Annotated in this window: 15 protein-coding genes; 11 read left to right on the top strand and 4 right to left on the bottom strand. The window is 47.8% G+C overall.

The genetic code is table 11. The features are described 5' to 3' along the window. Positions 1-32: 32 nt before the first annotated feature. From KK078_RS25215 to KK078_RS25205, 3 genes are all read right to left on the bottom strand, one after another. Positions 33-335, bottom strand: a complete 303-nt coding sequence (locus tag KK078_RS25215; RefSeq protein WP_254093109.1) for a DUF1330 domain-containing protein — start codon at positions 333-335, stop codon at positions 33-35. 7 nt (positions 336-342) lie between these two features. Next, positions 343-1185: a hypothetical protein gene (locus KK078_RS25210; RefSeq protein WP_254093108.1), complete on the bottom strand. Its 843-nt coding sequence runs from the start codon at positions 1183-1185 to the stop codon at positions 343-345. A gap of 94 nt (positions 1186-1279) precedes the next feature. Next, a complete protein-coding gene (locus tag KK078_RS25205) occupies positions 1280-2050 on the bottom strand; it encodes a LuxR C-terminal-related transcriptional regulator (RefSeq protein WP_254093107.1) in 771 nt (256 codons plus the stop codon). 213 nt (positions 2051-2263) lie between these two features. Here KK078_RS25205 and KK078_RS25200 point away from each other — a divergent pair, with 213 nt between their 5' ends. Together KK078_RS25200 and KK078_RS25195 are read left to right on the top strand one after the other, a co-directional pair. After that, positions 2264-2737, top strand: a complete 474-nt coding sequence (locus KK078_RS25200) for a hypothetical protein (protein WP_254093106.1) — start codon at positions 2264-2266, stop codon at positions 2735-2737. A gap of 439 nt (positions 2738-3176) precedes the next feature. Continuing rightward, positions 3177-4559 (top strand): tyrosine-type recombinase/integrase, encoded by a 1383-nt coding sequence (locus KK078_RS25195; RefSeq protein ID WP_254093105.1) that lies wholly within the window; start codon positions 3177-3179, stop codon positions 4557-4559. A gap of 33 nt (positions 4560-4592) precedes the next feature. Here the strand turns inward: KK078_RS25195 and KK078_RS25190 are convergent, their stop codons facing one another. Next, positions 4593-4973, bottom strand: coding sequence for a DUF2958 domain-containing protein (locus KK078_RS25190; RefSeq protein ID WP_254093104.1), 381 nt, complete (start codon positions 4971-4973; stop codon positions 4593-4595). 243 nt (positions 4974-5216) lie between these two features. Here KK078_RS25190 and KK078_RS25185 point away from each other — a divergent pair, with 243 nt between their 5' ends. The 9 genes from KK078_RS25185 to KK078_RS25145 all read left to right on the top strand — a co-directional run bounded on the left by KK078_RS25185 (position 5217) and on the right by KK078_RS25145 (position 13565). After that, positions 5217-5513 carry a hypothetical protein gene (locus tag KK078_RS25185; RefSeq protein ID WP_254093103.1) on the top strand — a complete coding sequence of 99 codons (297 nt, stop codon included), beginning with the start codon at positions 5217-5219 and terminating at the stop codon, positions 5511-5513. 3 nt (positions 5514-5516) lie between these two features. Then, the gene (locus KK078_RS25180) at positions 5517-6563 is read left to right on the top strand and encodes a hypothetical protein (protein WP_254093102.1); all 1047 of its coding nucleotides are present in this window, start codon (positions 5517-5519) and stop codon (positions 6561-6563) included. 264 nt (positions 6564-6827) lie between these two features. Beyond that, positions 6828-7022, top strand: a complete 195-nt coding sequence (locus KK078_RS25175) for a hypothetical protein (protein WP_254093101.1) — start codon at positions 6828-6830, stop codon at positions 7020-7022. A gap of 112 nt (positions 7023-7134) precedes the next feature. Continuing rightward, the gene (locus KK078_RS25170) at positions 7135-7401 is read left to right on the top strand and encodes a helix-turn-helix domain-containing protein (protein ID WP_254093100.1); all 267 of its coding nucleotides are present in this window, start codon (positions 7135-7137) and stop codon (positions 7399-7401) included. 16 nt (positions 7402-7417) lie between these two features. Continuing rightward, a complete protein-coding gene (locus KK078_RS25165) occupies positions 7418-7840 on the top strand; it encodes a hypothetical protein (RefSeq protein WP_254093099.1) in 423 nt (140 codons plus the stop codon). A gap of 30 nt (positions 7841-7870) precedes the next feature. Further along, entirely contained in the window at positions 7871-9442 is a 1572-nt protein-coding gene (locus tag KK078_RS25160; protein ID WP_254093098.1) for a type IV secretory system conjugative DNA transfer family protein, read from the top strand. A gap of 13 nt (positions 9443-9455) precedes the next feature. Next, positions 9456-10223 (top strand): hypothetical protein, encoded by a 768-nt coding sequence (locus KK078_RS25155; RefSeq protein ID WP_254093097.1) that lies wholly within the window; start codon positions 9456-9458, stop codon positions 10221-10223. A 182-nt stretch (positions 10224-10405) separates the two neighbouring features. Beyond that, the gene (gene mobF / locus KK078_RS25150) at positions 10406-13171 is read left to right on the top strand and encodes a MobF family relaxase (RefSeq protein ID WP_254093096.1); all 2766 of its coding nucleotides are present in this window, start codon (positions 10406-10408) and stop codon (positions 13169-13171) included. Continuing rightward, positions 13149-13565: a hypothetical protein gene (locus tag KK078_RS25145; protein ID WP_254093095.1), complete on the top strand. Its 417-nt coding sequence runs from the start codon at positions 13149-13151 to the stop codon at positions 13563-13565. Before mobF ends, KK078_RS25145 begins: the two co-directional genes overlap by 23 nt. Positions 13566-13610 lie beyond the last annotated feature (45 nt).

The following is a 13610-nucleotide window of genomic DNA, read 5'->3' as shown; positions in this document are numbered from 1 at the left end:
TGTCCACCCTGCTACAATCGGTTTTCCCGTGTTCAGGACAGTCCATCCACCAGCACGCCGTTGCTGCGCGTGCTGGCGTTGCGCAGCGCCTTGAGGGGGGCGTACTCTTCGGAGTGGTAGAAGCGCAGCGCGGCTTCACGATCCTTAAACTCGTGCACGACAAATGCTTTCGGCTTCCAGTCACCTTCCAGGGTCACCGGATTCAATTCACGAATGATGGTGCGGCCTCCGTACTGTACGACCAGCGGGAGCGCTTGCTCACGATAGCGCGCCATGCCGGCGGGGTCTGTTACTTCGAGGTCTAAGACGAGATAGGCTTTAGGAGGCGTTTCCATAACGATACTATACGATCTTTCCGCGCAAACGTTCTGCCATTTGCACAACCTTGCCGATCTCCGAATTGGACGACTTCTTCAATTGTTCCAATACAACTGCGGAAATAAGCCTGGGCCAGAAAAGCGATGAGTTTACATCACCGGCTTTTTCTTCGATCACGGTAAGCTGTTCCGCCAGCGCCTGTTGTAAGACCGGCGGGACATCAGGGTCTTGCGAAAGGGCCTTCATCTTAATGAGACCTTCCTGTAAGCGGTTGTGTTGAAAGTCGTCGATGGCATCAGTCAGCTTATACGGCCAGTGTATACCCGTCTCGTTGGCGAACCCGGCGAAGTAGAACTTGGCCTGGGCAAAGTCCTTGTCGTAGGCCTGGGCCAACGCCATGATGACGTAAAAGGTAGCGACTTCGTATGCAGCCTGGGAGTCAGGTCTTAATAATTTTTTCGAGTGGGCGGCTTCTTCGTGCGCAAGGCTGTCCCACCCCTGCTCGTACATCGCGATCGAGCGCAGCGATCGCGCCAGATACTGCGCCGTGGTATCACCCTCCTCCTGGGTGAGGTCTGCTTCCGCAAAAGCCATGGCGTGTTTGCCCGATACCGTCCAACCGTAGCCCAGCAAAAGGTGCACGTAGGCGGGGTCGATCGAAGGCAAAGAGTCTTCCTTCTGGCTATTGTACAGCGTTACCGCCGGCCCTACTATCGTAGACGACGTGGTTTTGTAGGTGCTGAAGGTTAAACCGCTGGTAGCATCTTCATATTGTTCGCGCTGCGTTTTCTCATCCGAACAAGCGCTGAAGTATAAAAGTGAAAAAACAGACAAGACAGCCGTCTGCCAAAAAGAAGGTAGGTACATAGTGCAAAAATAACAAACAAACCCATTTTGCCGCATTCCTCAACTTCTTCCGGTCACCTGAAAAAGTCTCTCTACGAAATCTTATCGGTAGTTATCATGTAAGCTTAATGGATTGTGCTTGCTTTAGAAGCTCTATGCTATTCCGAACCTTCATTTTTTTGAAAAGCTTTCTCCGGTGATTCTTAACAGTATGAATACTTAGTGATAACCGGGCGGCAATTTCTTTGGAGTTAAATCCTTCCCGAATCAAATTGACAACGTCCATCTCGCGGGAAGTAACAAGCTCCCGGCGTTGGTTCGGTACAAACTCGTCGATTTTCAAAAAATGATTATCTATCTGTTTGAATTCCTCCAGTTTGACCACCGAAAAACTGGCAGTGGATGAGATATCCTTAAGCAATGTGAAACCAATGTATTTTTTACTCCGGCTTTCGATCATGATTTTCTCATCCAGAATATTAAGGTAATTTCCATTCGCATGCTTCAGCCGGTAGTTCAGGCAAAAACGAGCCTTGGTAAGATCATCCAGTCCGGCCGTAGCTTTAACGATATGATGAAAGCATACGGAAACAGCCTCCAGGTCGTTGGGATGAATAACCGATAAAAAATTATCCTGAACGATCTGCCGGAACTGCTCCGGAGAGTAACCGAGAATATCCTTGCATGAAGCACTGATATACTCAAAATTCCGATGCCGCGCGTTACACAGCATGAGAATACAGTTTGGGAACATTTTTTCCGTGAATTGGATATTCCAATGTAATTCATCCATGTCCGTCTCCAAATTACCAGGAAGGCGTTCCTCGAGTTTCAATTCATTTTCCAGAAACCGATCAAGGTTTCGCCGGGCTGTATTACTGATCATAGCCTTGTGTCGTCACGGTTGGTATTAAACTTTCATCCTGAAATCTATCCATACGAAAAATCGCACCAGGAGGATGAATAACTCGGATGAAATTAGCGAAATGAGGCTCGATCCGCCTCAATCCTGCCCCCAAATGACACTTAGGTGCTATTGCCTGCCGATCCGGAACGCGGGAGATTTACGGCATTGTTAAACAACTAAAACTCACTATTCATGAGCACCGCGACTTCTAAATCCGACCTTTGGATTTTTGTTCTTTTTGTATTTATAATTTTCTATAGCACCGGAGCCGGATTCCTGGAGTCCTTCGTTAATTACCCTCTCTGGAAAATTATCGGGCCTTCCGAACAATGGACTGAATATCGTAAAGCACTAGGCCCAAAAATTATCCCCGTGCTCGCAGTTCCTTCGCTACTGGTAAGCCTGATCCTGAACGTAATCCTATTTATTAAACGTCCTGTGGAGATTCCTGTATGGACCGTGTGGGCTTGCCTTGGTTTTTTGGCGGTTGCGTTCATATCGACAGTATTCATCCAACTTCCAATCCAGGCTAAGCTTGACGAAGGTTATGATCCGAAATTATTGGACCGCTTGATCGTCTCCAGCTTTTGGCTCCGCGAAATGATGTCATTACTTAGAATAGGCGTAGTCTTTTACATGATGATCGCAGTGTACAGGATCCGCTAATGAATGCATTGAAATTCCCCTGTCGTTTCAACTTCGCCCGCCGAAGCATGTTTCATGTGCGGGCTATCTTTTTAGCGAGGATGCTCGATTTGAAGCACGCCTGCGATGCCGGCAAGACTGACCATCGTAACACGGCATAACGGAACATATTTCCAGTCCTTCCTGCTCCCGGAATGGCTGTTAACGGAAGCTTGTTTGCAATTATTTTGCAACAATAAAAAAGCCACTTGACAGGTGACTGTAAGTGGCTGTTTTTAAGCTCCTCCTCTTGGACTTGAACCAAGGACCCTCTGATTAACAGTCAGGGGAGCACACCAATTCCGCACTCACGAAAAACTCTAAAGTGTTCTATTTCAGCGATTATCGCTACCTTCACAAAGGTAGATAATCCGCACGGATTCAGAAAAAGCACGCCGAAAGCACGCCGAAAAAAAACTCTATGACCACCATAAAAATTACCCTCGACAAACGAGAAGATCACACCCACGTGGACAAACGCTATCCGGTTGTTTTACGGATTGGGCATAAAAGGAAGACCCGGGACATCCCCTTTAATATTGCGGTCCATGAAAAGAATTTTGATCCCGTGACCGGGAAGGTCACGGGAATCCTAAATGCTGTCCAGAATACAAAACGCGTTCAAAGGATTCTTGCCGAAACAGACCTTTGGGTCACCGAAAATGGCCCAAAAATCAAATTTTGGTCGGTTGCGAAATTAAAGGCCGAAATCGAAAGAAAGTTTTTCGAAGAACAATTCCAGCTTTCCCTGCTCACGGTGGCGGGAAAGCTCTTGTACCGCTTATGCGCTGAGGAGCGGTTTACAACGGCCGACTCCTATGAGGGCGCGTTGAAAGCCTTTATCCGATACAGAATGGTTCAGATGAATAAGGAACCCGAAGACATCAAAACCCTGTACAACAAGGATATTCTAAAGGAAAGTCACAAACAGAAGAAGGGTGAGGATACCAAGGGGTTCGAAGTCTTACCCGAATACACTGTATACGACTTGCCAATCATCGCCATAGACCGGGATATGATGCAAGATTTTAAGGCACACCTGGCTAAGACGTGTGGAAAGAATACTATTGGCATCTATCTGCGGAGCTTAAACGTCTTTTTTAACGATGCGTCAAAATCGCATAAAGACGAGCTGGGCAATCACAGTCCGCTGGAGGATATAAAGAAAGGCAGCTACGAAAACGAGGCAAAGCCGTGGACCATGGAAGAGCTTAATCGTTTACGCAAGCTGGACCTTGAACCCGGCAGCGGATTGTTCGAAGCGCGGGATTTCGTTTTGACCATGTTCAATAATATGGGGATGAACTTCTTTGATTTGGCGCTGCTTCGCGTTTCGAAATTCGACGGTGAGCGACTTAGCTATTCGCGGAAAAAGACCATTAACGCCAAAAAGAAAGATACGTTCTCCATCAAACAGAGCGATGAGGCCCTGGAAATTCTTCAACGGCACATCCAAGGCAAGTCCGCTGACGATTATATCTTCCCTATCCTCACACCGGACATTCCGACGGAACAAGTACATGAGGTCAAAGCCGAAAAATTACGCGTATTCAATAAGCGCATTAAAGTTTTGTGTCAAAAAGCTGGCATCAAGGAAGGCTCGTCTTACACCGTCCGGGATACCTGGACTGATGTTGGGCTGGAGCGGGGTGTAAATATTAGGGCTATGTCCTCCGGCCTTGGGCATGAAGATATAAGAACTATAGACAAACACTATACAAGAAAGCTCAATAATAAGGCATTGGATAAGGCAAACGCAAAAATCACAGGCCAGCCTAAGACCCGCAAAAATCAAAAGGCGTGATGCAAGCACCACGCCTTCCCTCCTATCTCATAGCTATTCCGGCTTTAGTTCGGCAGCCCTCTTTAGCAGTTCAGGATCGAAGGTGATCGCGCAGCATTCCCTGGCTGCCCGTGTGTAAACGCTTAACGGGTATTGGGCCTCAAAATATAAGTCCCGCTCAATCTTCAAGCCCCGTGGGCCCCGGAAGGTTTCCAGTTCGGCAAGCGATACATAGCCAAGTTCCGGAAATCCCAGGCCCAGGTCACATAGGCCGAATGCAATGTCGGGGTCGTCTTCCACCACGTCCCGAAGCAGCCACGCTGCATCTGTGCCGGGCGCGAATAGTTTAACAACCGGTGGCACATCCTCGTCCGGCGTCAACCCGTTCTGTTTCAGTTTAGCGATCAATTCCCTGGTTAAAAGATTTGAACTCATGCGACTCCTTTTGTTGAAAGGAGCGGAACCTATCACCGCTTATGGGCGAGAGAGGTCTATTTCTTATATTGTTAATGAATGAGTGCGTTTGGCCAAATTCCTAAGCTTGGGCCGGGAATAATAAACGACACGAAATTAATTATATGTATGAATTATATAGATCATCATGACAAGTTTTTCGCTTTACATAAATCACTTTTTGGGCTATTGTCCAGTACAAATAAGAGCAACCGGAGTGGGAACATGGCTGACGAAAAACGTCCAGATCCTATCGATTATAAAAACTTTAAAAAGTATCTGAAGAAGAACGGTGTGGAAAAAGCCATGGGATATTTGGATGCTCTCATTCATGTAAATGAGAACATCGAAACGCTCTTCAAACACTTTGATCCCAAATTAGAGCGGTATACAAATAGCTCGCCACACCGTGTGAAGTCTCATCTCAAAGATTTCAAGGCACAAACTAATTATCTCATAAAACAAATTAATGATTCAAAAATTTTGGATACTCCAGGCAATGAGGATCAATTAACCCTATAGTCTATGATAGAAGTTAACTCGTCTGTTTACACTGTATTCTATAATAAGCTATGCAACGCAATAATCGAAAAGGAATACATTAAAAAAAACGTGCCACCGCCTCGCACAACAAATCTTTGGGATGATATCACGGAAGACTTTTTTAAAAAGGTGTTTGGCGGCACGAACGCGCAAAGCAAGTTTTATTTTTCCAAGAAACTCGGGCAAATGAAACCCGGATCAACAGTAAAAGGTCGAGTAAACCATGAAGCGTTGGTTCGAGCATTGGAATATATAGGTATATCCACACCGCTCTCAAGACACCGAAAGAAAACCGCTCCCATCAGTCAACATCTTGCTGGGAATTTGCTTGATGCATTCATAGCCACGCATCAAGATGAAATCATGCAAGTTGAAATCGAGCACTCATTGCCGCCAGGTGATGAAGACGATATCCTTGATGAAATAGGACCTGCAAGAAAAGCAAAAGTATTAATTGCAAGTTTTTTCGAAAGTGTCGTAGACGCGGATTACGACCGCCTTACAAGGTGCGTTTCGAATACCTATCGCATTGACCAATATGGATCTCGCCGCGACTTCTTGATGACAGATTGGAAGCGACTTAAAGGTGTTACTGATGTTAAGATTTTTAATTCAAAGTTTTATCCGCCGGACATGTTTCAATGCGATTTCTATGTCGAAGAATTGATACAAATGAAGGTCAATCCGATGATTTCTGACCTGACAAAGATGAGAATTAAGGACATTAAAACATTCATTGAAAATTTAAAAAAAATAACTCATGACCTGAAGAAACTGGATAAAGGAAACAAACTGGATAACGTTGAACTATACAAGTTATTCGACCCAAGACTTGCCTATCATCTGTTGATTATGCTTGCCCCTGAAACTCAAGGTTCAAAAAATTTGATGAACAAGTTATTTCCAAAGGATGTCGTTGAGTCACGCGAAAGAACTTATCGATGCGTCCTTAAGCTTGAAGATGGATGCTGGAAAATATCAAAGCTTGTTTCAGTAAAGATTACTTTGGATGATGATTTTCTCGGATAACCAGCTGACAATCTGACTTTTACTAATTTTCTCAGATTTTTCAGAAAAAGACTCTTTTTCAGAGATTACGTGTTATCGGCTTAAATCGCTTTGATTTGCCTCAGCGTCGTTGAACAACATTGTCCAGTCTGCTCCAAAATCGCTTGAAGAGTTACGGCAAGCGACGAAAAGGAGAATGTTTTTCGGATCGCCCTTGAATTGCGAGAAGCTATGCGAATACAGATCATCGAAAACAAAATCAAATAATCACAAACGATAACAATTATGGGACTGAACAAGAGCGACCGCGCCGAGGTCGTAAAACAGGCGAATGCAGAAGGCTATCAGACAAACTCCAACGGCGACTTGCAAAAGGGGACCTCTATCCTTCATTTTTCTTCTACCCAGCAAAGTATCAAATCGAATGATGGTCAAAGCTGGAACTCTTCTTACGACTTCAAGAACCGGAAGAAGAAGTAGCGCCAACAAGGTAAGGCTTGCCGCAGGGCAAGCCCCCTCCTTTCTCATGACGTATCGCGTCTGGATCACGTCAGCACTGTAATTCATCATCATATATAATTCTATTACCGCTATGCAAGTCATTTGTCTTGAGGAAGAGGCATTCTTTGTTCTTATCGACAAGGTTTTATTGCGCGTGAAAGAAGCCGAAGAGCGGAGTTGGAAGTGGATTACCCCAGAACAAGCCATGAAACTTCTTGATATAAGCTCTAAAACGACGCTCCAAAATTTGCGTGACGAAAATGCTATCCGCTACACGCAGCCTCGACCAAAGTTGATCCTCTACGATCGCGAAAGCATCGAAGCATATTTAAGCGCTCATTCAAACAAGAAGCATTAATTAAACGATTTCAAACATGGATGATGACAAAGAAATCAGTCACTATTTGCGTGGCTTCAACTACGGATATATCGTAGCAAAGGAGTTCCCGGAGATCGCGGATCAAATACGCAACCTCAAAAGCAGGAGCGATTTTATGATGGGCCTGGGCGCCGGTGTGAAACGTTATACGCACGAAAAAGCACAAATGCAGTTGCTACGCCGCGAAGAAAAGGAGCAAAAAAAACAGCCGCCCAAGGCATACAAAAAAAGCCCAAAGTATATCCGATCCTTTGAACAGGGAGACCAGTTGCGTGCCGATCAAAAACAGCAAGCGGAAGAAAAATTCCGAAGCCACCGCCCTGACTGGCTGAAAGATCAAAAAGCCGACAAACAAGCATCGCCAGACAAGTCAAAAGATAAGGGACAGGAAAAAGACAAGGAACGCGAGCGGGAATAAAGGTTCAAAACAACACTCTAAACACGATTTATGAACATACATCCTTTTTCATTGGAGCAACCTCTTCTCGGCTTTCAATCAGAGCCCGGAGAGACGGAATACTGGACAATCGCTAATGCGGTCGAGAATGTTTTGATCTTGGGCGCAACCGGAAGCGGCAAGAGTTCGGGAAGTTTTGAAACCTTGGTGTGCAAGTATCTTTCCGCCGGATTCGGCGGGCTTATCCTATCGGCGAAATCCGAGCGCAAGATGTGGGAACGATATTGTAGCCTGACAGGGCGATCCCATCACCTGGTGGTGATTGAACCGTTCGGCGACCATGCTTTCGATTTCATTAATTACGAATCCCTTCACAAGCCTGCTGGCTTGTCCATCACGGACAACATCCTTCATGTTATCCGCACTGTAATAAATGCCAGCAATGAGAAAGACGCCGGAAGCAGTCGTGATCCCTTTTGGGATGATGCACGCGATACGCTGATCGGAAATTTGTTACAGCTTTGCCAAATCGCATACGGCAGTATTACGATTCAGCATCTTTACGACATCGTGCAATCCATACCGAAAGACATTGGATCGCGGGATGAAGAAAGTCCGTTCTCAAAGGCATTAAGCATTGCCAAGAACAAGATCAATCAGCAGATCGACGAATGGGAGGAAAGGATTGGTCCTTCGGTGGTTCAGGAATATATCGACGGAAACAGGTTTGAGGTAGAAGCGGAAAAGGCCATTCGCGATATGCGCCCGCTCAAGATGGTGGATGAGTTCTTTACCCGGCAATTTATCCCTCTGGCGGATAAAACGAGGTCTACCGTGGAATTCACCTGTATTACGTTCCTTGGCAGACTGATGCAGGAACCAATTTATAGCCTGTTCTGTGGCGGCAGAATTACCGTGACACCGGAAGACTGTACGAAGGGCAAAATCCTGCTGGTTGACCTGCCTATCAAAACATTTGACAAGGCCGGGCGGGATGCCCAGACGCTCGTCAAGTTTTGCTTTCAGCGTGCCTTTGAAAGACGGCCGGTATATAACGACACCCCCCCTCTATTCATCTTCGCCGATGAATCGCACAACTTCATTACCGAATACGATCCGCTGTTTCTCAGCACGTCCAGAAGCGCCAAAATTTCAAGCGTCTATGTAACCCAAAATCTCGCGTCGTATTACGCGAACATGGGCGGAATTAAGGCGACGGCCAAGGTCAATAGCTTTCTCTCAAATTTCAATACGAAGTTTTTTCACGCAAACTCGGATGCTGAAACCAACCGTTATGCCTCCGAACTGATTGGCGAAGCCTACGATGAAAAGCCCACCCATTCATTCAGCGTCGGGAGAGATTCTTCACAATCCAGAAGCACAACTCCGGAGTTGAAACGGGTTTTCAGGCCAGAGGGCTTTATGCGGCTTATGAATGGTGGTGCAGACAACAATTTTGTCATCGAGGCCATTTTACACCGCCTGGGAAAACCGTTCACATCGGGCCGCAATGCCATCAAAGTCCTGTTCAGGCAAACGCCAAACGAGGCGTCTGTCCAGGGCTTCCCTGAACAAAACAAGTCCTCCTGTTCCTCCCCAAAACCAACCGAAAACAAACACTAAAATTTATACTCCTATGAAAAAAAACATGTACTACCGCTTTGCCTATCGCAGAAGCTTGGTGATTAATTCTTTTCTGTCGAATTCTTTCGTATCAGCCTGTTCATGGCCTCGCCTGCTCCTGGAAGTGTTCTTGCGTCGTGATATGGGTGAGCGTTACTTTTCTCTTGCCAGCGCGATTACGATTGCAACTTTGCTCGCTGTGGGCCCTGTCGCTGACTCCCTTTTTTCTTTCTTGTTTATGAAGCGACATGTCTTTATCTGGCCGTCCCTCAACTGGGATATGATAAGCTGGTATGCTTTTATTGCTGCTTTCATATCGTTCAGCCTGAAACGCAACCGAGAGATAAAGCGCGATGCCAATACCTTTGATTTCAGCCGCTTTAGCTTGTCCTCCGGCGAAATTGATCCGTGGTTTTCCGAAGTCAAGTTGTTTGGCCGTGTCGCAACGCCCAGAAGCATAGAAACCCTGTACGAGCCGGGTATGTGCTTTCTTGCCGGAGTCGGCCTTGTCCTTCTCTGGCAGCCCGTCGGTTATTTGATTATCGTCTGTAGCATCCTCTATTCTCTCAGCTATGTCGCTGCCTATCGGATCGGTGATAATTTTGTGTTGGATAAAGCCGACGAAATTATTGCAGGCAAAAATCAATTCAGAGCTTTTGTCGATGATACCGGAATTGACGGTTTCCGTTTCCGCAGCCGCAAGCCTGAGAGCCGCGCAGACCGGGAACGTTTTATCCACTCATTTAGCGCGCTGGACGAAGATCCGTTTAACGTTCTTTGATACCCCCTAAGCTCTGCTTGGGGGACAAGTCTGATCCAAAAATGATTATGAAAAGGGCTGTGCTTGGGGACACGCGAAAACGCGGTACTTAGCCAGCCCTTCCCTGTGGCTCCAGCAGAATAGCATTAACAAAAACGGAATTATACCCACCCGCCGACTAAGCGCGGCTATACCCCCACGCGATGATACGGATTGTACAGAGTCGCAACGCGGCTCACGCAAAGTCATACTTCAAACAAGGGCTGGAAAAGTCCGACTACTATATAAGCGATCAGGAAGAACCGGGACGTTTCCGGGGTAAGCTCGCGGCCCGGTTGGGTCTTGGCGAGGCCGTGACCCGGGATGCGTTTTATGCGCTATGCGATAACAAACACCCGATTACCGGTGAAAAGCTCACACCCCGAAATGTCGCCAACCGGACCGTCGGCTGGGATGTCGGTTTTCAAATTCCAAAAAGTGCATCCATTTTACACGCGCTGTCGGACGACGATCATATTCTGGAAGCCTTCATCTCGGCGGCGCGCGGTACGATGGAGGAAATCGAGGCGGATTGCAGAACACGCATTCGGACGAACCGGAGTAGCTATCAGGACCGGGACACTGGCGAATTGGCATGGGGAGAATTTTTCCATCATGTTGCGAGACCGGTAGACGGGGCGTTGCCGGACCCTTTATTACACTGTCATTGCTATGTATTTAATGCCACGTGGGATGACCAGGAACAAAAATACAAAGCGGCGAAGTTTCGGGAGATCATAAAAAACCGCCCCTTCCATCAGGCCGCCTTCCATAAGCGCCTTGCGGATAATTTGGTTGCACTGGGCTATCGCATACGCAAAACGCCAACTGCCTTTGAATTAGAAGGGGTCCCTACAAAAGTGATTGATGCCTTCTCAAAAAGAAAATTTCAAGTTCAACGTGCCGCCAAGGAGAAAGGCATCACCGACCCGGCGGAGCTTGACAAGCTCGGAGCCCGCACCCGCGCCAAGAAACAAAAGGGCCATACGATGGCTGCTCTGAAACAGGATTGGCGACGGCAGATTCATGCCCTTGGCATGAGCGAGGATGAAGGCAAAGAGAAAATCCGGTTCGCCGGTCCGCAAGAACCACGCGCTCCGGTCATGGACCCGCAAATGGTCATTGACCATGCCGTGTTGCATTGCTTCGAGCGGGCATCTGTCATGTCCGAACGAAACATCTTGCGCGAAGCGTACCGCTATGCGTTGGGGCAACCCGGTATAACGACGCAGCAAATCAAGGATGCGCTTGCCGCCGATCCTCGGATCATTCGCGTGCGCGAAGGGCATAACGTGATGTGCACAACGCGCGAGGTCCTGGCCAAAGAAAAGCACATGGTCGAACTTGCTGTTAGCGGCAAAGGTGTTTTGAGCCCGCTTTATACCCGCCTGCCTGTCTTGCAGGCCATCGGGCCACAGGCTGATGCACTCCGCCATATTCTGACTACCCCAGACCGGGTTTCAATCATCCGCGGTGCGGCCGGGGCCGGTAAAACGACCATGCTGAAAGAGGCGGTTGCCTTGATTGAAAAAACGAAGCGGCGCGTAACCATTGTTGCCCCAAGTGCCGAAGCCAGCCGAAACACGTTGCGTGCGGATGGATTTGAGAATGCAGAAACCGTCGCCCGTCTCCTGGTCGATAAAAAGATGCAAACGGACCTTGAAGGGCAAGTCCTGATTGTCGACGAAGCAGGATTGCTGGGGACAGATTCTATGATCGGTCTCCTCGACCTTGCGACCAAGAAAAACGCGAGGCTTCTGCTGGTTGGGGACCCGCTTCAACACACATCGGTGGTACGTGGCGATGCTCTGCGAATCCTGAACAACGTGGCCGGTATACGCCCGTCAGAGGCCAATCGTATCCATCGTCAAAAGAATGCGGAGTATCGGGAGGCGGTCCAGTTCCTGGCCGATGGTCGTGTAAAGGAAGCCTTTGGCAAGCTGGACAAGATGGACGCGATCAAAACCATTGATCCCGATAGTCCGGATAACCGTCTGGTCACCGAGTATATCGAGACCCTCCGGAAAGGAAAGTCGGCCTTAGTGATCGCACCGACTCATAAAGAAGGGGAAAAGCTGACCAAAGGAATTCGCAGCCGGCTACGCGAATTAAAAATGCTCGGTCGAGAAGAAATCACCGTGCCGCGACTTTCCAATCTGAACTATACGGAAGCGCAGAAGATGGATAGTCGTAATTATGAGGGTGGCCAGATTATCCGATTTAACCAGAATGTGACCGGCATCAAACGGGGCAGTGCCTGGACCGTCCGGCAGGTCAAAGGGAACCAGGTTGAAATTGTAGATGACAAGCAAAAGGCGCTCAGATTGCCGCTCAATCTGGCGCAGCGGTTTGAGGTCTATGAACGTTCCGAAATGGATGTGTCGAAAGGCGATAAAATTCGGATCACGCGTGAGGGCTTCGACAACCGGAAGACGCGCCTGAGCAACGGACAGACGCTGGAGGTGCTGGCCGTGAAGAAAGACGGCACAATCAAAGTTCGAAACAGCGTCAGCAAAAAGAATTACTCCCTGCCCGGCAATTACGGCCACATTGCGCATGCCCACGTCGTTACTAGCCATGCATCTCAAGGTAAGACGGTGGATGAGGTATATATTTTTTTTTCAGAATGCGCTTCCAGTTTCGGCGCGGCAAATTTTAAGCAGTTCTATGTCTCTGTCTCGCGTGGCCGGGATCGGGCACATATCTATACGGACGACAAGGCCGAATTATTCCTGCGCGTCCAAGAGACAGGTGACCGACAATCCGCGCTGGAGCTTGTCGCTAAAGACGAAAAGGAAGTGGACAAGATGATCGACACCATCATCCGGCAAACTCAGCCACGCCAGCCAAACCCTGCCACAAAAGACAAACCCCGTGAAAAACCAGCCCAGGAAAAAATAAGAACGTATGAGCGAGAACCAGAGATTTAAGCTGAAATACGACCAACTGCGGGAGAACAACCCGGCAGAAAAGGAATTACCGGATAGCACACCTGGAGAAACAGCCAAGCCGGACGAAAAAAATTACCGACATGTCGGACATAACCGAAATCTCGCCGTGATGTGGCCCGACGGCAAGCTGGAGTCGTTCAACTATGCCTATCTCGTCTCGATCAAGTACGATCCAATCAGCGACCCAAATGTTCTGGCCCTATATTTTACATCCGACACCATCACGATCAAAGGATACAAGCTAAAGCTGCTATTCTGGGATGTGTTTAACAGTACGTCTCGGATCATCGAATGCGCCGACCCACGCTATGCGGAAATCGTCAATGAGACGCAACCCGTTATCTTTGAAATTTCCATCGAGCCTTCGCGCTGAAAAAAGAGCCCTGGGCAAAAGCCCAAGACTCTTTCGCGTTATTAC

It is taken from the genome of Dawidia soli, assembly GCF_018598185.1.
GTDB lineage: Bacteria > Bacteroidota > Bacteroidia > Cytophagales > Cyclobacteriaceae > Ohtaekwangia > Ohtaekwangia soli.
Note: the sequence above shows the minus strand (reverse complement) of the source record. Positions and strands in the feature narration are given on the sequence as shown.

Bases quoted from the DNA above. Each gene is read 5' to 3' on its own strand.
- KK078_RS25215 (WP_254093109.1), bottom strand. From the start codon at position 335: ATGGAAACGCCTCCTAAAGCCTATCTCGTCTTAGACCTCGAAGTAACA.
- KK078_RS25210 (WP_254093108.1), bottom strand. From the start codon at position 1,185: ATGTACCTACCTTCTTTTTGGCAGACGGCTGTCTTGTCTGTTTTTTCA.
- KK078_RS25205 (WP_254093107.1), bottom strand. From the start codon at position 2,050: ATGATCAGTAATACAGCCCGGCGAAACCTTGATCGGTTTCTGGAAAAT.
- KK078_RS25200 (WP_254093106.1), top strand. From the start codon at position 2,264: ATGAGCACCGCGACTTCTAAATCCGACCTTTGGATTTTTGTTCTTTTT.
- KK078_RS25195 (WP_254093105.1), top strand. From the start codon at position 3,177: ATGACCACCATAAAAATTACCCTCGACAAACGAGAAGATCACACCCAC.
- KK078_RS25190 (WP_254093104.1), bottom strand. From the start codon at position 4,973: ATGAGTTCAAATCTTTTAACCAGGGAATTGATCGCTAAACTGAAACAG.
- KK078_RS25185 (WP_254093103.1), top strand. From the start codon at position 5,217: ATGGCTGACGAAAAACGTCCAGATCCTATCGATTATAAAAACTTTAAA.
- KK078_RS25180 (WP_254093102.1), top strand. From the start codon at position 5,517: ATGATAGAAGTTAACTCGTCTGTTTACACTGTATTCTATAATAAGCTA.
- KK078_RS25175 (WP_254093101.1), top strand. From the start codon at position 6,828: ATGGGACTGAACAAGAGCGACCGCGCCGAGGTCGTAAAACAGGCGAAT.
- KK078_RS25170 (WP_254093100.1), top strand. From the start codon at position 7,135: ATGCAAGTCATTTGTCTTGAGGAAGAGGCATTCTTTGTTCTTATCGAC.
- KK078_RS25165 (WP_254093099.1), top strand. From the start codon at position 7,418: ATGGATGATGACAAAGAAATCAGTCACTATTTGCGTGGCTTCAACTAC.
- KK078_RS25160 (WP_254093098.1), top strand. From the start codon at position 7,871: ATGAACATACATCCTTTTTCATTGGAGCAACCTCTTCTCGGCTTTCAA.
- KK078_RS25155 (WP_254093097.1), top strand. From the start codon at position 9,456: ATGAAAAAAAACATGTACTACCGCTTTGCCTATCGCAGAAGCTTGGTG.
- mobF (WP_254093096.1), top strand. From the start codon at position 10,406: ATGATACGGATTGTACAGAGTCGCAACGCGGCTCACGCAAAGTCATAC.
- KK078_RS25145 (WP_254093095.1), top strand. From the start codon at position 13,149: ATGAGCGAGAACCAGAGATTTAAGCTGAAATACGACCAACTGCGGGAG.